Origin of the sequence: Streptomyces sp. BE303, assembly GCF_036290945.1 — a bacterium.
In the GTDB taxonomy this organism is placed as follows: domain Bacteria; phylum Actinomycetota; class Actinomycetes; order Streptomycetales; family Streptomycetaceae; genus Kitasatospora.
This window is the reverse complement of record NZ_JAQYWZ010000880.1, coordinates 228610-250337: the sequence shown is the minus strand read 5'-3', so window position 1 is coordinate 250337 and position 21728 is coordinate 228610. Positions and strand designations below refer to the sequence as shown.

Annotated in this window: 17 protein-coding genes and 1 tRNA gene; 10 read left to right on the top strand and 8 right to left on the bottom strand. The window is 73.2% G+C overall.

Annotated elements, in window-relative coordinates; translation table 11 throughout:
* Window positions 1–15: 15 nt before the first annotated feature.
* The 6 genes from PUR56_RS32385 to PUR56_RS32360 all read left to right on the top strand — a co-directional run bounded on the left by PUR56_RS32385 (window position 16) and on the right by PUR56_RS32360 (window position 7286).
* Window positions 16–1848 carry an FAD-dependent oxidoreductase gene (locus PUR56_RS32385; RefSeq protein WP_329951557.1) on the top strand — a complete coding sequence of 611 codons (1833 nt, stop codon included), beginning with the start codon at window positions 16–18 and terminating at the stop codon, window positions 1846–1848.
* Window positions 1845–2408 (top strand): adenylyl-sulfate kinase, encoded by a 564-nt coding sequence (cysC, locus tag PUR56_RS32380; RefSeq protein ID WP_329878948.1) that lies wholly within the window; start codon window positions 1845–1847, stop codon window positions 2406–2408. The genes PUR56_RS32385 and cysC overlap by 4 nt, the downstream gene beginning before the upstream one ends.
* A complete protein-coding gene (gene cysD, locus PUR56_RS32375) occupies window positions 2405–3292 on the top strand; it encodes a sulfate adenylyltransferase subunit CysD (protein WP_329878949.1) in 888 nt (295 codons plus the stop codon). The genes cysC and cysD overlap by 4 nt, the downstream gene beginning before the upstream one ends.
* A gap of 2 nt (window positions 3293–3294) precedes the next feature.
* The gene (locus PUR56_RS32370) at window positions 3295–4626 is read left to right on the top strand and encodes a sulfate adenylyltransferase subunit 1 (RefSeq protein WP_329951556.1); all 1332 of its coding nucleotides are present in this window, start codon (window positions 3295–3297) and stop codon (window positions 4624–4626) included.
* 118 nt (window positions 4627–4744) lie between these two features.
* The gene (locus PUR56_RS32365) at window positions 4745–6184 is read left to right on the top strand and encodes an FAD-binding oxidoreductase (RefSeq protein ID WP_329878951.1); all 1440 of its coding nucleotides are present in this window, start codon (window positions 4745–4747) and stop codon (window positions 6182–6184) included.
* Between the two features lie 76 nt (window positions 6185–6260).
* A complete protein-coding gene (locus tag PUR56_RS32360) occupies window positions 6261–7286 on the top strand; it encodes a methyltransferase (RefSeq protein ID WP_329878952.1) in 1026 nt (341 codons plus the stop codon).
* 370 nt (window positions 7287–7656) lie between these two features.
* Here PUR56_RS32360 and PUR56_RS32355 read toward each other — a convergent pair.
* Window positions 7657–7728, bottom strand: a tRNA-Val gene (locus tag PUR56_RS32355).
* A gap of 214 nt (window positions 7729–7942) precedes the next feature.
* Between PUR56_RS32355 and PUR56_RS32350 the strand changes: the two genes are divergently transcribed.
* Both PUR56_RS32350 and PUR56_RS32345 read left to right on the top strand, forming a co-directional pair.
* Complete coding sequence (locus PUR56_RS32350; RefSeq protein WP_329878953.1) at window positions 7943–9262, top strand: hypothetical protein; 1320 nt, start codon at window positions 7943–7945, stop codon at window positions 9260–9262.
* A gap of 118 nt (window positions 9263–9380) precedes the next feature.
* Window positions 9381–9599, top strand: a complete 219-nt coding sequence (locus PUR56_RS32345; RefSeq protein WP_329951555.1) for an FmdB family zinc ribbon protein — start codon at window positions 9381–9383, stop codon at window positions 9597–9599.
* Between the two features lie 87 nt (window positions 9600–9686).
* Here PUR56_RS32345 and PUR56_RS32340 read toward each other — a convergent pair whose 3' ends face one another.
* The 3 genes from PUR56_RS32340 to PUR56_RS32330 form a co-directional block, all read right to left on the bottom strand.
* Window positions 9687–10634 carry an HAD family hydrolase gene (locus PUR56_RS32340; RefSeq protein ID WP_329951554.1) on the bottom strand — a complete coding sequence of 316 codons (948 nt, stop codon included), beginning with the start codon at window positions 10632–10634 and terminating at the stop codon, window positions 9687–9689.
* A 4-nt stretch (window positions 10635–10638) separates the two neighbouring features.
* The gene (locus PUR56_RS32335; RefSeq protein WP_329951553.1) at window positions 10639–13197 is read right to left on the bottom strand and encodes a phosphoribosyltransferase; all 2559 of its coding nucleotides are present in this window, start codon (window positions 13195–13197) and stop codon (window positions 10639–10641) included.
* A 233-nt stretch (window positions 13198–13430) separates the two neighbouring features.
* Complete coding sequence (locus tag PUR56_RS32330) at window positions 13431–14642, bottom strand: HpcH/HpaI aldolase/citrate lyase family protein (RefSeq protein WP_329951552.1); 1212 nt, start codon at window positions 14640–14642, stop codon at window positions 13431–13433.
* A 343-nt stretch (window positions 14643–14985) separates the two neighbouring features.
* Between PUR56_RS32330 and PUR56_RS32325 the strand changes: the two genes are divergently transcribed.
* Window positions 14986–16122, top strand: coding sequence for a TerD family protein (locus PUR56_RS32325; RefSeq protein WP_329951551.1), 1137 nt, complete (start codon window positions 14986–14988; stop codon window positions 16120–16122).
* 122 nt (window positions 16123–16244) lie between these two features.
* On the opposite strand, the gene PUR56_RS32320 is transcribed toward PUR56_RS32325, so the two are convergent.
* A complete protein-coding gene (locus PUR56_RS32320; RefSeq protein ID WP_329878959.1) occupies window positions 16245–16985 on the bottom strand; it encodes a Tellurium resistance in 741 nt (246 codons plus the stop codon).
* A 729-nt stretch (window positions 16986–17714) separates the two neighbouring features.
* Between PUR56_RS32320 and PUR56_RS32315 the strand changes: the two genes are divergently transcribed.
* Window positions 17715–18854 (top strand): DUF2637 domain-containing protein, encoded by a 1140-nt coding sequence (locus tag PUR56_RS32315; RefSeq protein ID WP_329951550.1) that lies wholly within the window; start codon window positions 17715–17717, stop codon window positions 18852–18854.
* 114 nt (window positions 18855–18968) lie between these two features.
* Here PUR56_RS32315 and PUR56_RS32310 read toward each other — a convergent pair whose 3' ends face one another.
* The 3 genes from PUR56_RS32310 to PUR56_RS32300 all read right to left on the bottom strand — a co-directional run bounded on the left by PUR56_RS32310 (window position 18969) and on the right by PUR56_RS32300 (window position 21627).
* Window positions 18969–20090, bottom strand: a complete 1122-nt coding sequence (locus PUR56_RS32310; RefSeq protein ID WP_329951549.1) for a DUF475 domain-containing protein — start codon at window positions 20088–20090, stop codon at window positions 18969–18971.
* Window positions 20091–20178: 88 nt separating this feature from the next.
* A complete protein-coding gene (locus PUR56_RS32305) occupies window positions 20179–20754 on the bottom strand; it encodes a TerD family protein (protein WP_329878962.1) in 576 nt (191 codons plus the stop codon).
* A gap of 297 nt (window positions 20755–21051) precedes the next feature.
* On the bottom strand, window positions 21052–21627 hold the full coding sequence (locus tag PUR56_RS32300; RefSeq protein WP_329878963.1) for a TerD family protein: 576 nt from the start codon (window positions 21625–21627) through the stop codon (window positions 21052–21054).
* Window positions 21628–21728: the final 101 nt, after the last annotated feature.

Here is a 21728-nt window from a genome sequence, read left to right as displayed (position 1 = left end):
GGAGAAGCTGCGCCCATGACCGTACTGGTCGTCGGAGGAGGACCGACGGGCCTGGCGACGGCGCTGTTCCTGGCCCGCGCCGGGGTCGCGGTCCGGCTGCTGGAACGCCGGGCCGCCACCTCGCCGCTGCCCCGGGCCACCCATGTCACCCGCCGCACCATGGAGCTGCTGCGCGAGGCCGGTCTGGAGCCGGCGGTCGCGGCGGTCGGCTTCGAGGTGGTGCCCGGCGACGATCCGCGGGCCCGCACCGAGCCGGACCGGGTGCTCCCCCGCACGGTGATCGGCATCCCCTCGCTCGCCCGGCTGGACGACGCCGAGGTCCTGGAGACCGGCGAGGAGGAGCTCGCCGTCCCAGGACCGTGCCCGCCGTTCTGGTGCGGTCAGGACCGCATGGAGCCACTGCTCCGCGAGGGCGCCGTCCGGGCCGGGGCGGACGTCCGGTTCGGCCACGAGCTGGTCGGGCTGGACGTCGGGGAGGACGGCGTGCTCGCCCGGGTCCGGCGCCCGGACGGCGGCCTCGAACGGCTCTCCGCCCGCTACCTGGTCGCCGCCGACGGCGCGCACGGCTGGATCCCCGAGCACGTCGGCGTCGTCCGGACCGGCCTCGGTACGGTGGCCCGCCGCACCAGCATCCTGTTCCGGGCCGATCTGGCCGGGCTGATCGGGCACCGCCGCTTCTTCATGAGCATGATCGACAACCCCGGTTTCTCCGGCGCGCTGATGCAGCTCAACGACGCGCACGGCTGGGCGGCGGCCGTGGAGGCCACCGCCCTCGGCCCCGGCCCCGGCCCCGGCCCCGGCACCCCGAACCTCCCGGACGCTCCGCAGGCCGCGCCCGCGCCCGCGCCCGAACGGTGCCTGGAACTGCTGCGGGCCGCGATCGGCGTGCCCGGCATCCGGATCGACCTGGCCGCCACCTTCCACTGGCAGGCCCGGCACCGGATGGCCGACCGGTACCGGCAGGGCCCCGTCCTGCTGGTCGGGGACGCCGCCCACCTGCACCCGCCGGCCGGCGGCTACGGATCCAACATGGGCATCCAGGACGCGCACAACCTCGCCTGGAAGCTCGCCGCCGTCCTGCGCGGCTGGGCCGGCCCCGCCCTGCTCGACAGCTACGACGCCGAACGGCGCCCGGTCGGCATCGCCACCGCCCGGCAGACCCTGCTGCTCGACGGCGTCCCCTCCGACCGCCTCGGCGGGACGCTCCCCGCCGACCCGCGCACCATCATCATGGGCTACCGCTACCGCTCGGCCTCCGTCCCCGACGGCCTGTCCGACCCGGCCGACCTCGCGGGCCTCGCCGACCTCCCGGATCTCCCGGACCCGGCCGGGCCGCCCGCCCGGCCCGCCGACCGCGACCGACCCGCCGACCCGGCCGCCGACGCCTTCCCCGCCGCGTTCGCCCTGACCGGCGCCCCCGGCACCCGCCTGCCGCACGTCCCCGTCCGGCTGCGGCGCGGCGACCGCACCGTCACCGCCTCCACCCTCGACCTCTGCGCACCCACCACCCGGACCGGCCCCGTGCTCACCCTGCTCACCGCCGACGAACGGTGGCGCACCACCGCCGCCGAGGTCGCCCGCGACCTCGGCGTCCCACTGCGCGCGCACGTCCTGCCGGCCGGCGAGTCCCTGCCCCCGGCCCTGTCCTTCACCCGGTCCTGCGGCACCGGCCGCGGCGGCGCCGTGCTGGTCCGCCCCGACGGCTTCGTCGCCTGGCGCTCCGCCACCCACACCGCGCCGTCCGCGGAGCAGCGCCGCCGCCGGCTGACCGCGGCCGTCCGCGCCCTGCTGGCCCTGCCCGCGGACCGGGCCGAAACCCACCGACCCAGGCTACGGAGTGGCCGATGACCCCCCACCGCCCGTACTGCACCTGCTGGCCCGGTGCCACCGTCTGGCTCACCGGGCTGCCGAGTTCCGGCAAGTCGACCATCGCGGCCGAGACCGCCCGCCGTCTCGAACCCGGCTTCCGCCGGGTCGAGATCCTGGACGGCGACCGCAGCCGCACCCTGCTCACCGCCGACCTCGGCTTCAGCCGGGAGGACCGCTTCGCCAACGTCCAGCGGATCGGCCTGGTCGCCGAGGTGCTGGCCCGCAACGGGGTCCTCGTCCTCGCCCCGGTGATCGCGCCGTACGCGGACGCCCGGGAGGCCGTCCGGAAGCGCCACGAGCACTCCGCGACCACCTACCTGGAGGTGCACGTCGCCACCCCGGTCGAGGAGTGCGCGCGGCGCGACGTCAAGGGCCTGTACGCGCGGCAGGCGGCCGGCGACCTCACCGGGCTCACCGGCGTCGACGACCCGTACGAGCCACCCGCCCGGCCCGACCTCGTCCTGCCCACCGACCGGCAGAGCGTCGAGGAGTCGGTCACCGCCCTGCTCGGCCTGCTCGCCGGACGGGGGCTGCTGTGAACCACCTGACCGAGATCGAGTCGGAGGCCGTGCACATCATCCGCGAGGCGGTCGGCGAGGCCGAGCGCCCGGTGCTGCTGTTCTCCGGCGGCAAGGACTCCGTGGTGATGCTGCACCTGGCCCGGAAGGCCTTCGCCCCCGCGCCGCTGCCCTTCCCGCTGCTGCACGTCGACACCGGCCACAACTTCCCGGAGGTCCTCGCCTACCGGGACCGCGTCGTCGCCGCGTACGGGCTGCGGCTGCACGTCGCCCTCGTCCAGGAGTCCATCGACCGGGGCGAACTGACCGAGCGCCCGGACGGCAGCCGCAACCCGCTGCAGACCCACTGCCTGCGCCGGGCCGTCGAACTCCACCGCTTCGACGCCGTGTTCGGCGGTGCGCGCCGCGACGAGGAGAAGGCCCGGGCCAAGGAACGGGTGTTCAGCCTGAGGGACGAGTTCGGCGGCTGGGACCCTCGCCGCCAGCGCCCCGAACTGTGGCAGCTGTACAACGGCCGGCACGGCCCCGGCGAGCACTTCCGGGTCTTCCCGCTCTCCAACTGGACCGAGCTCGACGTCTGGCAGTACGTCGAACGCGAGCACATCGAGCTGCCCGGCATCTACTTCGCCCACGACCGGGAGGTCTTCCGCCGCGACGGCATGTGGCTCACCGCCGGCGACTGGGGCGGCCCCCGCGCCGACGAGCACGCCGAGAAGCGGACGGTCCGCTACCGCACCGTCGGCGACATGGCCTGCACCGGCGCCGTCGAGTCGAGCGCGATGACGGTGCGCGCGGTCATCACGGAGATCGCCGCGTCCCGGCTGACCGAACGCGGCGCCACCCGCGCCGACGACCGGCTCTCCGACACCGCCATGGAGGACCGCAAGCGCGAGGGGTACTTCTAGCCATGACCGCCGCCACCGGGCAACCCGCCGAGGCCCTCACCACCACCGCGACCTCGCTGCTGCGCTTCGCCACCGCCGGCTCCGTCGACGACGGCAAGTCCACTCTCGCCGGGCGACTGCTGCACGACTCCCGGTCCGTCCTGTCAGACCAGCTGGCCGCCGTCGAGCACGCCTCGCGCGCCCGCGGCCTGTCCGTACCGGACCTCGCCCTGCTCACCGACGGGCTGCGCGCCGAACGCGAACAGGGCATCACCATCGACGTCGCCTACCGCTACTTCGCCACGCCCAGAAGGCGGTTCGTGCTCGCCGACACCCCCGGACACGTCCAGTACACTCGCAACATGGTGACCGGCGCCTCGACCGCCGAGCTCATGGTGATCCTGACCGACGTCCGGCACGGCGTCGTCGAACAGACCCGGCGGCACACCGCCGTCGCCGCCCTCTTACGGGTGCCGCACCTGCTGCTCGCCGTGAACAAGCTGGACCTGGTCGACTTCCGCGCCGCCCCGTTCACCGCCGTGGTCAACGAATTCACCGCCCTGGCAAGGTCGTTGGGCGTGTCCGAGGTCACCGCGATCCCCATCTCGGCCCGCGACGGCGACAACGTCGTCACCGCCTCCACCCGGATGGACTGGTACGGCGGGCCGACCCTGCTCGACCACCTGGAGACGGTGCCCGCCACCGCCGAACCGGACGACACGCCGGCCCGCTTCCCCGTGCAGTACGTCATCCGCCCCGGCGCCACCGGACAGCGCGGCTACGCGGGCCGGATCACCGCCGGCACCCTGCGCGTCGGCGACCGCGTCACCGTACTGCCGGCCGGCCTGACCAGCACCGTCACCGCCATCGACGCGCTCGGCACCCCGGTGGACTCCGCCCGCGCCCCGCAGTCCGTCAGCCTCCGGCTCGCCGACGACCTCGACGTGGCGCGCGGCGACCTCATCGCCCCCGTCGACGCCGCGCCGCGCCCGACCCGCACCGTCGAGGCCACCGTCTGCCACCTGCACGACCGGCCCCTGCGCGAGGGCGCCCGGGTCCTCGTCAAACACGCCACCCGGACCGTCCCCGCACTGGTCACCGCCATTCCCGTCCGGCTCGACCCGGACGGCCTGCGCCCCTCCCCGGCACACGGCAGCCTCTCCGTCAACGACCTCGGCCGGGTCACGCTGCGCACCGCCGAACCGCTCCCCCTGGACCCGTACGCGCGCTCGCGCCGGAACGGCTCGTTCCTGCTCATCGACCCGGCGGACGGCAGTACGCTCACGGCCGGAATGGTGGGCCAGGCACCCGGCACCGCCGGCGAATCGCACGAAGCGAACGGCCAATCCCGTTGACACGCATGCCCGTTCGACACCGCACCCGCCCCGCGGAACCACCCGGACCGAACCACCCGCGCGGCCCGCACCAGACAGCCGGCCGCGGACCACGGAACGATGGAGAAGAAGGCACCAAGTGAACGAGAAGAACACCGCCACCCACGGCACCCCCTCCAGCGGCGGCACGACCGTCACCCCCGAGGAGACCGCGGCCCTCTCCCTGCGCCTCGCCGGCGACGTCTTCCTGCCCGGGGAACCCGGCTACGCCGAGCACACCGCGGGCTTCGACCGCTCGGTCGTGCACCGGCCCGCCCTCGTCGTCGTCCCGGAGAACGCCGACGACGTCGCCACCGCCGTCCGCTTCGCCGCCGGGCTCGGGCTCGGCGTCGCCGTCCAGAACACCGGCCACGGAGCCTCGGTGCCCGCCGACGGCGACGCCCTCTACCTCGCCACCGGCCGGATGACGGGCGTGCGGATCGACCCGGAGCAGCGCACCGCACGGCTGGAGGCCGGGGTCCTGTGGGAGGACGTCATCCCGGCCGCCGCCGAACACGGCCTCGCCCCGCTCAACGGTTCGGCCCCGTTCGTGGGCGCCGTCTCCTACACGCTCGGCGGCGGCGTCGGCGTCCTCTCCCGGCAGCACGGCTTCGCCGCCGACCACGTCCACCGGATCGAGGTCGTCACCGCCGACGGCGAGCCCCGGGTGGCCACCGAGGACGAGAACCCCGACCTGTACTGGGCGCTGCGCGGCGGCAAGGGCAACTTCGGTGCGGTGACCGCGATCGAGGTCGGCCTGGTCGAACTGACCCGGGTGTACGGCGGCGGCCTCTGGTTCCCGGCCGAGTCCACCCGCGCGGCCCTGCACCGCTACCGCACGTGGGCGGCCGAGATGCCCGACGAGATGAGCTCCTCCTTCTTCATGCTCGACTGGCCGGACGTCGACGGCGTGCCCGCCGAACTGCGCGGGCGCTTCGCCCTGCACCTGCGGCTCTGCTACCTGGGCACGCCGGAGGAGGGCGAGCGGCTGATCCGGCCGCTGCGCGAGGTCGCCCCCACCCTGCTCGACACGGTCACCGACATGCCGTACACCGAGGTCGGCACCATCCACAACGACCCGCCCACGCCCGGCTCGTACCACATCAACACGTTCCAGCTCCGCACCTTCGACGAGGACGTCGTGGAGGCCGTGCTGTCCCTCGTCGGGCCGGGCACCCACAGCGTGGTCGGCCTGGAACTGCGCCAGCTCGGCGGCGCCCTGGCCCGCCCGCCGAAGACGCCCAACGCCGTCGCCCACGTACCCGCACCGTTCCAGGTGTACGCGGCCGGCGTGCTCGGCACCGGCGCCGACGACGAGGTCCTCGCCGCCCAGGCCAAGGTCGTGGCGACCTTCGAGCCCTGGTACAGCGGCACCCGCATGCTCAACTTCATGGCCGGCATCGCCCACACCGACCCCGCGTACGTCCGCGAGGCCTACACCGCCGACGCCTACGAGCGGCTGGTCGCCCTCAAGACGGCCTGGGACCCGGCCAACGCGTTCCGCTACAACCACAACATCCCGCCGGCGCACACCGCCTAGCACCGCAGGGGGCCGGCCCGAGCTGCGGGCCGGCCCCCTCGCACCTCCCCCGTCCTCGCGACCCACGGAGACCCAGATGCCCCAGCAGCCCGAGACCTTCGACGCCCACCAGGACATGGTCGCCCTGCTCCAAGGGGCGTGGCGGGCCCGCGCCATCCACGTCGCCGCCGAACTCGGCATACCCGACCTGCTGGTCTCGGGCGAGCGCACCGTCACCGAACTCGCCGAACTCACCGGCACCCACGCCCCCACCCTGGGCCGCCTGCTGCGCGCCCTCACCACCTACGGGGTGTTCCACCGCCTCCCGGACGGCCGGACGTACGCCCAGTCCCCGCTCTCCGCCGTCCTGGTGAGCGAACCCGGCAACCCCGAGTCCACCGACGCCCGCTTCATGGCCGCCAACTGGCACTGGGCCGCCTGGGGCGACCTGCTGCACTCGGTGCGCACCGGCGAGTCCTCCTTCGAGGTCGCCAACGGCGGCGTCTCCTTCTGGGAGCTCACCAAGACCGACCCGGACGCCAAGCAGCGCTTCAACGCCGCCATGAGCGCCGTCTCCGTCGCCGAGAGCACCGCCGCCGCGCGCGCCTACGACTTCACCGCCGCCCACCACGTCGTCGACGTCGCCGGCGGCCTCGGCAGCCTCCTCGCCGCGATCCTCACCGAGAACCCCGCCCTCCGCGGCACCATCCTCGAACGCCCCGAGACCGTCCCCCTCGCCGAGGACCTCCTCGCCGCCTCCGGCGTCGACGGCCGCTACGAGGTGGTGGCCGGCGACTTCTTCGACTCCGTCCCGCCCGGCGCGGACGTCTACACCATCAAGCGCGCCCTGCACGACTGGGACGACGACACCATCGTCCGCATCCTGGAACGCATCCGCGAGGCCATGCGCCCCGACTCCACCCTCCTCGTCATCGAGGGCATGGTCGACGAGGAGTCCGACCAGGAGGCCCTCTTCCGCGGCCTCCTCCTCACCGTCCTGGTCGGCGGCCAGGACCGCCCGGAGTCCGACTACCGCACCCTCGCCACCCGCGCCGGCCTCCTCGTCACCCGCACCATCCGCATCACCGACACCCTCCGCATCCTCGAAACCCGCCTCCCCTGACCCCCGGAACCCCACCCCCACCCGCACGCGGGTGAACACCGCTACGGGCAGCTCTCACCGAACTTCACGGCCTTCAACGTCACCGGCTGTCCCGGACTCAGAAGCGGCCGGTTGCGAACGCGCGTCGCCACTGCACGACCCGGCCGGGAGTGCCCCGGTGATTCGACCGGACGGGGCGCAGTACGGGTTCGTCACCGATGTCGGTCCGAGATGCCGGATGCCCCGAACCGCCCGCGGTCCGGGGCATCTGCACTGATGGGCGCGAGCGGCTTTCGAACACGCGGAGACACTGGGGGATCTCTGGGAGCGAGGAAACGATCAAGGGCCAGTTCGTGAGGATTCACTCCTCCGAACTGGCCCTTCTCCGCTGTGGGCGCGGACGGTTTCGAACCGCCGACATCTGCTTTGTAAGAGCAGCGCTCTACCACTGAGCTACGCGCCCCTGGTCGTGGGCCTGTGGAGGGCGCACGACGAGTGCCCAGAGTACCTGGTCCGCGGGGTGGTGTGGTGCAGGTGCTCGGTGGGTGGGACGGGTGGGGTGCCGGTCGGGTGGGGTGATCGGGAACAATGGGCGGTGGATCAGCTGTCGGAGCAGGGAGCGCACAGTGAGGGTGGCCGGCGGAGGCGGGCGGGGGCGGCGGTGGCCGGGGGGTGTGATGGCCGAGGCGCTGGTGCTGCCGCTGGTGGTCGCGGGCGTGCTGGGGGCGGCCGGGGCGGCGTCGTTCGGGACCGGCGGGGGCTGGTGGGGGCGGCGCGGCGGTGACGGGGCGCGGTCGGACGCCCGGGCGGCCCGGGACGCGGCGCAGCAGGCGTTCTACGAGGTGGACTCGGCCCAGCGCGAGGTGCGGCTGGCGGTGGAGACGGTGCGCGCGGTCGGGGACAGTGCGACGGCCCGGCGGGCGGTGTCGGACTTCGAGGCGATCTCCGGCCGGGTGGACCAGGTGACCGTCAACTACCTGGCGGCTCTGGACGCGCACGACCTGGACGCGGAGGAGCTGGAGTCCGGCGCGGCGGCGCGGGCCAGGAACCAGTTGAACGACGTGAAGGGGCAGCTCGGCTCGGCGCTGGCGGAGCTGAACGACTTCCTGCGGAAGCTGCAGCCGTCGCTGGACCGGGCCGAGTCGCAGTTGATGCGGGTGGCGCCGGCGGTGGAGCAGGCCAAGCACGCGCTGCTGGCGGCGAGCAACGCGCTGGAGGCGGTGCGCGGCGCGGGGCTGCGGGCGGACGACCTGGCGGCGCGGCTGGCCGAGCTGGCGCCGGAGCTGGGGCGGCTGAACGAGGGCGCGGGCCGGCACGGCGTGGAGGCGACCCTGCAGCGCGCGGAGCGGGTGAAGGAGCGCGCGGAGTCGATCGCGGCGGACGCGGAGCAGCTGCCGGAGCGGGCTCGGGAGATCGACCGCCGGGTGGCCAGTCTGCGGACCAGGATCCAGGCGCTGGAGACCAAGGCGGAGACGGTGGAGCCTGCGCTGAGCGAGTTGCGCCGGCGGTTCACCATCGCGTGCTGGCAGGACCTCCAGCGGGTGCCGGACCAGGTGGTGGAGGCCCGGCGGGCGGCCGAGGGGAAGCTGGCCGAGGCCGCACGGGCGCGCGACGAGCAGCGGTGGCCGGACGCGACGGCCGCGCTCGGCACGGTGCGGGCCCTGCTGGAGACGGCGGACGGCTCGGTGGTCGCGGTGAACGAGCGGCTGCGGCAGCTGAACGAGGTGCAGCACGACCCGAGCCGGGAGATCGAGCGCACCCGGTTCGCGCTGCGGGACGCGCAGCGGCTCGCGATGGCCGGGCGCCAGGCGCCTGACCCGCGGCACGCGGCTCCGCTGGATGCCGCGGTGGCGCGGCTGGACCGGGCGGCGGTCGAGTTGGAGGAGGCCGGGCGGCATCCGGACTACTGGCGGTTCCTGACCGAGCTGGCCGCGGTGCGGGAGAAGGCGGCGAACGTGGTGGAGCTGATCCGCGGCGACCTGGGCGGACAGCGGTAGTAGCCGGGGGGAAGGCCGGAAGTCTGGAGCTCCGGGCCGAGCGCCGGAAGCCGGGAGCCGAAGGCCGGAATGCGCGGACACGGGCGCCCGGACGCGGACCCCGGCTACGCTGCGGGGTATGCCACGCTACGACTTCCGCTGCCGCTCCTGCGGGGCCACGTTCGAACTCCGCCGCACGATGGCCCAGGCCAACGACCCCGCGGTCTGCCCGCAGGGCCACGAGGACACCGTCAAGCTGCTGTCGGCCGTCGCCGTGACCGGCGCGGGGTCGTCCGGTGGCGCGCCGCAGCAGGCCTCCGGCGGGGGCGGCTGCTGCGGCGGCGGATGCTGCAGCTGAGGAACACCGCTTCTGACGCGCCCGGCGGCCCGGTGGCCCCTACGGTCGTAGGGGCCACCGGGCCACCGGGCCACCGGTGCGCTTCCGCTAGCGGACGGCGACCGGGACGAGGTCGTCCGCCTCGCCTCGGACGCGGGCCAGGAACCGTCGGACGATCTCCTCGCCGGCGGCCACCCCGACCTCGTCGAGGGCGGTGACACCGGGGGCCGTCCAACCGCTGTCGGCCAGCTCGCCGTGCCCGGGGCGCCAGGCGGCGTCGGCGGCGAGCAGCAGGTCGGCGTCCAGCAGGGAGTCACCGGCGGCGAGCACGGCGGGCCCGCCGTCAACACCGTCCACGCCGTCAACACCGTCCACGCCGTCGACACCGGCCTCGTCACCGGCCTCGACACCGGCCCGGCGCCGGACCTCGGCCAGGGCGGCGCTCTTGCTCAGCGGCCCCGGCACCGCGTACACCTTGCGGCCCTGGAGCGAGACGCTCCAGCCGCGTTCGGCACACCAGCCGGTGAGCTCCTCCAGCCAGCCGACCGGCAGCTCGGCCCGCTCGACCACCAGGTACGCGAAGAGCTCGTCGGCGACCCGGCGCTTGTGCGTCCACTCCGGGTCTGCGCAGAGGGCCAGGTGCTCGACCACCTCGGCCAGCGGCGCCGCCCCGGCGGCCAGTCGGCCGGCCATCTCGGCCTCCCAGTCCTCGTCCGGCACGCCGTCGACGAGCAGCCGTCCGCCGTTGCTGCAGATCGCGTACGACGGGACCCAACCGGGCGTCGGGCCGGGCAGGTTGACCCGCTCGTACTGGGCCCGGGTGCGGGTGGTGGCGGGGACGAACAGGGCCTCCTGGGTCAGCTCCACCAGCAGTGCGGCGGCCTGCTCGGTCATGAAGGAGAGCGCCTTGCCGTCGTGCACCTCGACGGAGAGCAGGCGTGGCGCGAGCCGGTCGGGCACGTCCAGGGCGAGGGCGCGGTTGGAGTAGATCAGGGTGCGGTCGAGGTCGCTCGCGACCAGGAAGCCGCGGGGCAGCGAACCACGGGGGCTGCTCATCGGTTCAGGACTCCTTCACCAGGACGGCCGTGCCGGAGGCGCCGGTCGCTCCCCGGCTGTAGCGGGGGTGGATCAGGCCGACGCACGAGTACGGCAGATCGTCGACCTCCTCGACGGGGACGCCGCGCTGGGCGGCGAGCAGGCGGACGTGGTCGAGGTCCGCGCCTGCGCCGCGGCGGGCCAGGACCCGCCAGGGGACGCGGCGCAGCATGACCCGGGTGGTCTCGCCGACGCCGGGCTTGACCAGGTTGATGTCGTCGATGCCGTACTCGGCGCTGATCCGTTCGACGGCGGCCCAGCCGGCCCAGTCGGGCGTGCGGTCCGCGGCGCGGTCGGTGTCGAGGAACCGGCCGGCCGCGGCGACGGCCTCGGCCCGGACGGCGTCGAAGTGGTCGGCGACGGTGTCCAGGAAGGCACCGGAGACGTCGGCGCCGGCCAGGTCGGTGTAGTGCTTGGCGCCGTGGAAGTCGTCCGGGCCGATCAGGTCGGTGCGCAGCACGGTGCGCGAGACGAGGCCGGAGACGGTCGAGTTGAGGCAGGCGGAGGGGATCAGGAAGTCGTCCCGGGTGCCGAAGGTGCGCACGCAGCGGCCGGGGTCGGCGAGGACGGCCAGCCCGGAGTCGAAGCCGCTGCCCGCCAAGGCCTCGTCGAGTTCGCGGGTGATCGCGCCCTTGCCGGTCCAGCCGTCGACGAAGACCACGTCGGAGGCCCGGTGGTGGGCGGCCAGGTACCGCAGGGCGACCGGGTCGATGCCGCGGCCCCGGACGATGGAGACGGCGTAGTGGGGGGCTTCGACGCCGTGTCCGGCGGCCAGCCAGCGGCGGATCAGGACGCCGACGGGCGTCCCGGCGCGGGCCAGGGAGGCGAGCACCAGACCCCGGCCGCGTTCGGCGACCAGCGTCTCGGCGACGGTGCCGACGGCGAGGGCGATCCGCCGGGCGGAGACCCGCAGCGCCTGGTGGAACAGCTCCTGGTACTCGGGGCTCGGCTGGTACTCGACCGGCAGTGACTCCGCGTAGTGGGCGCCGCCGCTCTGCACGGCCTCCTCCCGCTCCTCGGTGGGCGCCTCCAGCGCGACGCCGGAGAGGTCCTTGAGCAGCCAGGCCACCTCGTCGGCGCGGTAGGAGGAGAACGCCGGACCGTACAGCGGGCGCGGCAGCCGGGACTCCGGGGCGCCCGCCAGAGCACCCTCCGCCGCGCCGCCCGCCGCCGTGCCGCCCGGCCGGTGCGTGGGCAGGACGGCGAGCACCACCCGGTCGGTGACCCGTCGCAGCTGGCCGATCAGGGCGCGCTCGCCCTCGTGCAGTGCGGGGGTGTCGGCGACGTCGTCGACCACCAGGACGACGGTGGCGAAGCGGCGGGCCGGGTCGGCGCCGGGGGCGACGTTGTAGGCGTACCGCTCGCGCGAGGCGTCGTCGGCGGGGTCGTCGTGGGCGGGGAAGGCGAGCCGGGTGCGGATGGCGTAGCCGGGGTCGTCGACCGCGAGGACGGGCGAGCGGGTGGTGGTGGAGAAGTGGACCCGCTCGGCGCCGCCGGGGAGCCGTTCGGCGAGGGCGCCGGCCAGCCGCAGCGGCGTGTACATCAGCTCCTCGAAGCCGAGCACCAGCACCCGCCCGCCGCCGTCACCGGACGCACCGGCGCTGTCACCGTCACCGGACGCACCGCCGTCGGAGGCGCCGCCGCCGTCACCGGCCACGACGGCCGCCAGCTGCCGGCCCAGCTCCGGGAGCGCGGCGTCGAAACGGGCCCGGTGCTCGCGGGTGAAGCCGTGCCGGCCGCCCTCCGGCAGGCCGGCCGGCCAGGCGAGCTCGGCGCGGACCAGCGGGGCCGCGGGGGCGGGCGGCGGCTCGGGCGCCGGTCCGGCGTCGGCGATCAGCCGCTCGGCGCGGTCCAGGATGTCCTCGGGGAGCTCGACGCCGCCGCCGGCCAGGGCCACCAGGTCGAGCCGGGCACCGAGTTCGGCGGCGACGGAGGCGAGCCGCTGCCGGTCGGCGGCACCCCGCAGGTCGACCAGCGCGACCACCACGTAGTGGTCCCGCTGGTGGTGGGCGTGGAGCGCGCGGATGGTGTTGAGCGCGGTGGTGCCGGTGGAGAACTCGTCGTCCACCAGCACCAGCGGCCCGTCCCCGGCGAGCAGCCGGGGGTCGGTGGGCAGCAGCAGGTGGGAGGTGGCGTGCGAGTGCTCCTCCTCGAAGCCGCCGACCGGATCGACGCCGGGCACCGGGCGGCGGGTGGAGTGCAGGTAGGGGGCGTCCAGGCCGTCGGCGACGCTGTGGCCGAGGCCCGTGGCGGTCTCGGCGTAGCCGAGCACGACGGCGCGCGCCGCGGCCTCGTCGCCGAGCAGCTCGCGGACCCGGCGGCCGAGGTCGAGCCCGGCGCCGTGGACCACGGCGGGAAGCTGCGGGACGTGCTTGCCGAGCACGGTGGAGACCAGCAGATGGGCCCGCTTGCGGTTCTCCCGCAGGGCGAGGCCGACCAGTTCGGGGAGCCGCTCGGAGCCGGTCAGGCCGACACCGGCCCGCTCGGCCACCCATCGGCCGGTCCACTCCTGCGGTGCTGCCACGAGACGTCCTGTCACTACGGGTCCTGCTTTCGGTGGTGCGGTTCACATCTGGACGAACGGCGACGGACTACGACGGACTACAGCGATCTAAGACGTTCTACGACGTTCTACGACGCTCCATGAACGAGCAACGACGGACACCCGGGACGCGCCCCGGGGGCGACCCGCCGCCGGAACGGGCGCGCACGACGGACGGGCCGCCCGAAGACGGCCCCGGCCCCGGGCGGCGGTCCTCACCGGCAGAGGCAGGCCGAGAGCAGCTCCGCGAAGCTGACGTCCTCCCGGGCCACGCCGAACACCTCCGCCCGAAGCAGCACCCGCTCGGCCCAGGCCCGGTGGGGCTTGGCCTCGTTCATCTTGTTGGTGTACGCCGAGCGCATCACCCCGCCCCCGCCGCGCTCCTGGTCGAGGATGTCCCGGGCGTCGCTGTACTCCTCGTGCGTGACCACCGAGAGGGCGTGCACGGCGGGCACGTGGCTGGGGTGGATGCAGGTCTTGCCGAGCAGGCCGTTGGCGCGGTCGAGCTCGATCTCGCGGATCAGCCCGTCGAGGTCGTGCTCGATGATCCGCTGCCGCACCGCCACCCCGGAGGGCTCGGCCTCGACGAACGGGGTGCGGCGCAACTGCGGCTTGAACATCCGTTCCTGGACGGGGAAGTACTCCCAGACCGGGCCGGTGACGGTGAACCCGGTGCCGTCGGCCCGGCCGAGCACGTTGACCACGTCCCCGATCACGGCGGCGACCAGGGCCACGTCGTACGCGGTCAGGTCGGGCGAGCGGCGCAGGCCGTACGCGGAGCAGAGGTCGGTGACTCCGAGCCGGACGGCGAGGACGCGCTCGCGGTACTTGTCGAGCAGCCGGGCTATGCCGAACAGCTGCTCCCGGCGGGTCTCCAGGTGGGCCAGTTCGGGCGACTCCAGGACCGGCATGGCGAACAGCCGCCGGCCGGTGGTCGCCTCGGCGGCGGCGAGCGCCTCCAGGAAGTCCCCGCCGTTCTCCTCGGTGAACTTCGGCAGGACGAATCCGGTGAGCAGGCCGACGGCCGGGCCGAGTCGGCCGACGAGGTCGGTGATCTGGGCGGGTGTCCGCACCCTGATGAAGAGGAGGGGCAGATCATGTGCGCAATCCGTGGAGATTTCACGGCCCGAAGCGGCCGCGGACACCTCCTCGAAGAGCTCCCCGAACCGGGCCACCAGGTTCGCCTCGGCGGCCGGCACCTCGTGGTCGGCGATCGCGTCCTCCAGGCAGAGGACCATCGAGACGACGCCCTGCGCGGCCTGCTTGCGGATGTCGGTCCGCAGCGTCGGCCGGGTCGCCGGACTGTAGAGCGTGGCGCCGAGTGCGGTCGCCAGGACGGCCGCGTCACTGTCCGGGGTGAACACCCGCGGCGATTCGAGAAAGAGCCGGTCGCGTACGTCGTCCGCGAGGTGGCCGAAGTGGCGCAAGGTGCTCTCCTCAGGGTTCGGCCGCCGGTCCGGCGGATGCGAGAACAGAACGCGGGACGGGACACGGGAGCAGTGGGCGAGGCGGTGCCGACACCCGGATGAACCGGCCCGGCAGCCGCGATGGTTCCCGGACGGGAACCGGCCCGATCCCCCTTGACCGGACCTCCGGACCCCTCGATCGTCCATCGTACGGACGCCGCCCGGTCGAATGCACTTCCGAAACATCGAATTCTCGGAAGGTTACCTTCCGCTTCACAAAGCGCAAGCGTTGGCAAAGTCCCACCGATCCGCCACCTCCGGTCACGTTGTCCGAAGGGGTGGCGAACAGGCAGGATGGTCGGCTATGACGCACGTGATGGCCAAGGGCGCCAACATCGCACTGCCGGTGGCGGCGGTCCGCGCCGTGCTGCGCTGGAGCGCCACGCCCGGTGCGCCGGACGTGGACGCCTCCGCACTCCTGCTCGGTACCGACGGCAAGGTCCGTTCGGACGCCGACTTCGTCTTCTACAACCAGCCGCGCCACCCGTCCGGCCTGGTGCGCCACCTGCCCAAGCAGCAGACCTCGGGCGGCACCGAGATCGCGGACACCGTCGAGGCCGACCTCGGCAAACTGCCCGCCGAGGTCGAGCGGGTGGTGCTCGCCGGCTCCTCCGAGGGCGGGTCGTTCCGCTCGGTGAGCGGGCTGCGCCTGCTGCTCTTCGACGCGGGCGCCGGCGAGGGCGCGACCGCCATCGCCGAGTTCGCCATGGCCGACGGCGACGAGGTCACGGCACTCGTCGCGGGCGAGCTGTACCGCCGGGGCGGCGTCTGGAAGTTCCGCGCCGTCGGGCAGGGCTACTCCACCGGGCTGATCGGTCTGGCCACCGACTTCGGCATCACCGTCGAGGACGAGGGCGACACCCAGGCCCCGGCCGGCGCGCCGGCCGCCGCCTCCCAGCCGCCCTCCCCGGTCGCCCCCGCCGTCGACCCGCGCGCCGCGCTGCCCGACCCCCGCCCTGCCCCGCGCCCCGAACCGGGCACGTTCACGCTGGCTCCCGCCGTGCCGCAGCCGTCGGCCGCAGCCGCTTCGGCGCCCACCGGCGTCCCGGCGAACACGCCCCCTCCGCCGGTCGCCCCGCCCACGGTGCCGCCGACGGCCCCGCCCGCCCCGACGGCGCCCCCGGCGCAGCAGCCGGGCGGTTACGGCTATCCGCAGCAGGCGGGCGGCTACGGCTACCCCCAGCCCGCCCAGCGCCCGGGGTACGGCTATCCACAGCAGCAGCCCTACCCGCAGCAGCAGGCCGCCGCCGGGTACGGCTACCCGCAGCAGGCCCAGCCCCCGCAGCAGGGCGGCTACGGCTACCCGCAGCCCAACACCGGTGCTCCGCAGTCCCAGCAGCAGCCGGCCCAGCAACAGCCTGCCCAGCAGCCGGTGCAGCCGCAGGCCGCCCCCGAGGAGTTCGCGCTGCCGCCGCAGGGCCCGCAGTTCCAGCCCCGCTGACCCATTCCCCCGCACGAGCACCCCGCCGCGCCACTACCCCGCCCGACCGCCGCAGCACACCGGCTGCGGCGTCCGGGAGCGCACGGGCTCGCCAGGCGCCGCCCTACCGACCCCCGCGCCCCTCAGTCCGCCGTCGCCGACCCCTTGTACCCGCGCTGCCACTGCATCCCGAAGCCGTACAGCCGGTCGATGTCGGCCTGGAACCCGTTGACGTACCGCACCTCGCGGCGGACCGTCAGCGTGTTGTCCCCGGTGTTCTCGATCAGCACCACCGCGCACGACCGCGCCGCCGAGGCCCGCTCCTCCAAATGGATCTCGATCCGCGGCCCGGACTGCGGCACGATCGTCACCACCGCGTTGGCCTGTTCGAACGCCGGCGTGCCGTCGTAGATGTAGACGAAGATCAGCAGCCGCTTGAACTGGTCCTTCTTCTCCAGGTTGACGTACATCGTCTCGCCGGACGGCGCCCCGTACTGGTCGTCGCCGCTGAGCTTGACGAACGGCGGGTGCTGGAGGTCCCCGAAGTAGCCGCCCAGCGGCTGCACCACACCCCGGCTGCCGTCGGTCAGCTCGTACATGCAGGCCAGGTCGAGGTCCACGTTGACCTGCGTGTTCTGCGCCGTGTCCGGCTCCATCGGGCGGAGGATGCGCGGGTTCAGGAGCCTCCGGAGGGCGTCCCGGCCGGACGCCCGCGAAGCTCCTATCCGGGTGGTCCAGTGCAGGTTGACGTAGAGGTAGCCGGTGGTGGCAGCCGCACCGGTGATCGCGTGGTGCGGCTGCGACTTGGTGAGGGTGATCTTGTACTGCCCGCTCGTGTCGAGGCTGTTCCGCTCCCCGCGCAGGTACTCCCAAATCGAGGCCATGCCGTCCTCCCCCAGCCCCGTCAGTCGATCTGACGGGCCGCCGCTCCATGATCGGGCATCAGCCCGCCCCCGGGTACCTGAACTCCCTACCCACCGCCGGTTACCGGACACCGTCCGGACAGCGGCCGGACGCCACCCGGACCCCGCCGGCCCGGCACCCGGCAGCCCACCACCGCCGCATCACCTCCCGCGGCCCGCAGCCGCCCCTATAGCCGCCCCCACGGCCACCCCGAAGCCCCTTCGTGCACCATCGAGACAGCCCCCGGTCCGGCCCCGGTCCGGCCCCCGACCGACTTCCGGGCCACCTCCCGAAACATCCTCCGACGCACGTTCCGCCGCACTTTCCGAGGCGCCTCCCGACGCACCCCGACCAGCTTCCGCAACGCCTTCCGAACCACCTCCGTAGCCTCCACCGGGGCGCACGACCGGCCGTCACCCGGCCCTCCACGGCACGCCGAGGCACCGCCGGAACGGCGTCCGACGGCCGCCGGAGGGCCACCCGACGGGCACCGGCGGGTCGATTGGCGGGGCGAAGCCACCCTCCCGTACCATGCGGCCACTTCGGACGCGATATCGTCTAGCCGCACAGGTGTCCCGCCCGTCCCTGCCCGGGCACGGCGGACGCCCGTCGACAACGACGCACCGTCAGGCCCGGTCCCGGGGACGAGCCCTGACCGCCTGTGTCGCACCGTGACCTGTCCCCTGCGGAAACCTGAGGCCCGACCCGCAATGAACCTGACCTCCATACAGCTGGTCTGGACCGTCATCGGCGGCGCAGCCCTGCTCTTCACAGCCATCCTGGTGGCGACGCTGCGCTTCAAGAACAACACCAAGAAGCAGGACTCGGGCGACTCCTGGGAGCGCAGCGAGGAGCGCCGCCGGCGCAAGGAGATGATCTACGGGATCTCCTCCTACGTCCTGCTGTTCTGCTGCGCCGGCGTCGCGGCCGCGCTCTCCTTCCACGGCCTGGTCGGCTTCGGCAAGGAGAACCTCGGCCTGTCGAACGGGTGGGAGTACCTCGTCCCGTTCGGCCTCGACGGTGCCGCGATGTTCTGCTCGGTGCTCGCCGTCCGCGAGGCCAGCCACGGTGACGCGGCGCTCGGCTCGCGTCTGCTGGTCTGGGTGTTCGCGATCGCCTCGGCCTGGTTCAACTGGGTGCACGCCCCGCGCGGCATCTCCCACGACGGCGCCCCGGAGTTCTTCTCCGGCATGTCGATCTCGGCCGCGATCCTCTTCGACCGCGCGCTGAAGCAGACCCGCAAGGCCGCGCTGCGCGAGCAGGGACTGGTGCCGCGCCCGCTGCCGCAGATCCGGATCGTCCGCTGGCTGCGCGCGCCCCGCGAGACCTACGCCGCCTGGTCGCTGATGCTGCTGGAGAACGTCCGCAGCCTGGACGAGGCCGTCGAGGAGGTGCGCGAGGAGCGCCAGGCGAAGCTGGACGCCAAGGTGCGTGCCCGCAGCGCCGACCGTCGCGAGCGCGCCGAGCTGAAGGCCATCTCCCGCCAGGGCGGGATGCTCTCCCGGGGCCGCAGTGGCCGCCAGGTTCCCGCGCTCGCCGCTGCCGGAGACGGCCCGAGCACTACGGAGCCTGCCCTAGCCGCCGAGGCAGACGCTCTCTCCAAGTCCACCTCCTCCGCGCTGGAGCCCGCCTCGCTGAGCTCCTTCGACACCGGCCGCCGGACGCGCGCCGCCGTCGGCTCCTCGGCCTCGACGTCGACGTCGTCCTCCGCCTCGCTGTCCTCCTCGTCCTCCTCGTCCTCCTACCGCAGCTCGACCATCGACCTGACGGCGGACGACGACACCCTGTCGATGCCCAAGCTGGACTCGCTGGAGCGCAAGCTGCGCGCCATCGAGCAGCAGCTCGGCTGAGACACCGCACCCGAAGGCCTGAGGGCCCGAGCCCCGGCCCGGGGCCTGAAGCCCGAAACGCCGGAACGGCCGCCCCCCCACTCCAGGGGGGCGGCCGTTCCGGCGTTTCGCGGGCTACTTGCCCGTACTCACGAGTTCCCGTTCTCCGTCGCTCCCGCCCCCGTCGCTCCCGCCTCCGGCGGACTCGCGGCGGTTGCGCAGGATGGACGACCCCAGGGCGAGGCCGATGAAGGCGACACCGATCAGGCCGGTGACGATCTCCGGGATGTGGTACTCGATGCCGACCATCAGGATCACGGCCAGCGCGCCGATCGCGTAGTGCGCGCCGTGCTCCAGGTAGACGTAGTCGTCCAGGGTGCCCTTGCGGACCAGGAAGACGGTCAGCGAGCGGATGTACATCGCGCCGATACCGAGGCCCAGGGTGATCTGGAAGATGTCGCTGGAGATGGCGAACGCACCGACCACGCCGTCGAAGGAGAACGACGCGTCGAGCACCTCCAGGTACATGAAGAGGAAGAACGCGGCCCTGCCGCCCACCTGGACGATGGACTTGCCGCCCTTCTCGGCGGCCTCCTCCTTCTCGACGTCCTCCTCCAGCCCCGACTCGAAGACCGAGGAGAGCCCGTTGACGGAGAGGTAGGTGACCAGGCCGAGCACCCCGGCGAGCAGCACCGTCTCGGCGTGCTCCCCGGCGAAGAAGTTGGACGCCAGCAGCAGGGTGACCAGGGCGACGACGGTGGAGAAGGCCTCCAGCTTGCCGACCTTCTCCAGCGGACGCTCGATCCAGGCCAGCCAGTTGTAGTCCTTCTCCTCGAAGATGAAGTCGAGGAAGATCATCAGCAGGAAGACGCCACCGAAGGCCGCGATGGCCGGGTTGGCCATTTCCAGGTACTGGGCGTAGGTGTGGCCCTCGTAGGTCTTGTCACTGTGCAGCGCGAGGTCGATGACCGTCGCCGGGTTGAGGTGCGCGGTGAGACCGACGACCAGCAGCGGGAAGATCAGCCGCATACCGAAGACGGCGATCAGCACGCCGATGGTGAGGAAGATCTTCTGCCAGTACGGGTTCATCCGCTTCAACACCGTGGCGTTGACCACCGCGTTGTCGAACGAGAGGGAGATCTCCAGGATGGAGAGGATCAGCACGATGCCGAATCCCTCGGCTCCCCAGAGCAGGCCGGCGGCGATCAGGCCTGCGATGGTGATCGCGAATGACCAGCCGAATGTGCGGAGGAACACGGGACTTGGTTACCTTTCGGGTTCATGGCGTCAAGGACGTCGGGTACGTCCGACACGGCGAATGCGTCGAACGCGACGATCGCGGCCTTTACTGTACGTTTACGCCGAAATCGAGGGCAATGCCCCGCAGGCCCGAGGCGTAGCCCTGACCCACCGCGCGGAACTTCCACTCGCCGGCGTACCGGTACAGCTCACCGAAGATCATCGCGGTCTCGCTGGACGCGTCCTCGGAGAGGTCGTAGCGGGCGATCTCCTGCCCGTCCAGGGAGTTGACCACCCGGATGTAGGCGTTGCGCACCTGGCCGAAGTTCTGCAGGCGCGAGTCGGCGTCGTAGATCGAGACCGGGAAGACCACCTTGTCGATCTGCGGCGGCACGAGGTCCAGATTGACCAGCACGACCTCGTCGTCGCCGTCGCCGTCACCGGTGAGGTTGTCACCGGTGTGCTCGACCGAGCCCTCGGGGCTCTTCAGGTTGTTGTAGAAGACGAAGTACTCGTCACCGACCACCCGACCGCCCGAGCAGAGCAGCGCGCTCGCGTCGAGGTCGAACGGCGCGCCGGTCGTGGACCGGGCGTCCCAGCCGAGACCGATCTGCACCTGTGTCAGATTCGGCGCGGCCTTCGTGAGCGAGACATTCCCACCCTTGGCGAGCGTGACACTCATGACTTGTCGTTCCTCCCTTGCCTCCCGGGGCGCATCTCAGGTCTATTCCCCCGCGACCCCGGCCGGCCCCTTCCGGCCGGCTGAACTTTCCTGAACTCCCATCCTTCCAGTGCGGCGGACCGGTTCGAAGCCGGGGCGCACGAAGCAGTCCGCGCGGCTCCGGACACGGAACGCGCGGCTCCGGACACGGAACGGCGCCCCGAACGCGAACGGCCGGGGCGGCCGCCGGTGCCCTCGCACCCGCGGCCGCCCCGGCCTGCGCTGTCCCGTGGGGGCCGTCACCGGCCCCGCCCCGGCTCAGACGTTGACGCCGAAGTCCTGGGCGATCCCGCGCAGGCCGGAGGCGTAGCCCTGGCCGATGGCGCGGAACTTCCACTCGACGCCGTTGCGGTAGAGCTCGCCGAAGACCATCGCCGTCTCGGTGGAGGCGTCCTCGGAGAGGTCGTACCGGGCCAGCTCCTTGTTGTCCGCCTGGTTCACCACGCGGATGAAGGCGTTGCGGACCTGGCCGAAGTTCTGCGTACGGTTCTCGGCGTCGTAGATCGAGACCGGGAAGACGATCTTCTCCACGTCGGCCGGCACGGTGGCCAGGTTAACCTTGATCTGCTCGTCGTCGCCCTCGCCCTCACCGGTGAGGTTGTCACCGGTGTGCTCGACGGAGCCGTCGGGGCTCTTCAGGTTGTTGAAGAAGACGAAGTTGCCGTCCAGGCCGACCCTGCCCTGGTCGTTGCAGAGCAGCGCACTGGCGTCCAGGTCGAAATCCGTGCCCGTGGTGGTGCGGACGTCCCAGCCAAGGCCGACGATCACGGCGGTCAGGCCCGGGGCCTCCTTGGTGAGCGAGACATTGCCGCCCTTGCTCAGGCTGACACCCACTTGTCCTCCAAGAGTCGGGAGGCACGCCCTGGTGCCCCCGTGGTGCGGTTCAAGGCTCCGGGGCGATTCACCGCCGGGCCTCTGACCAGCCAACGGACCGA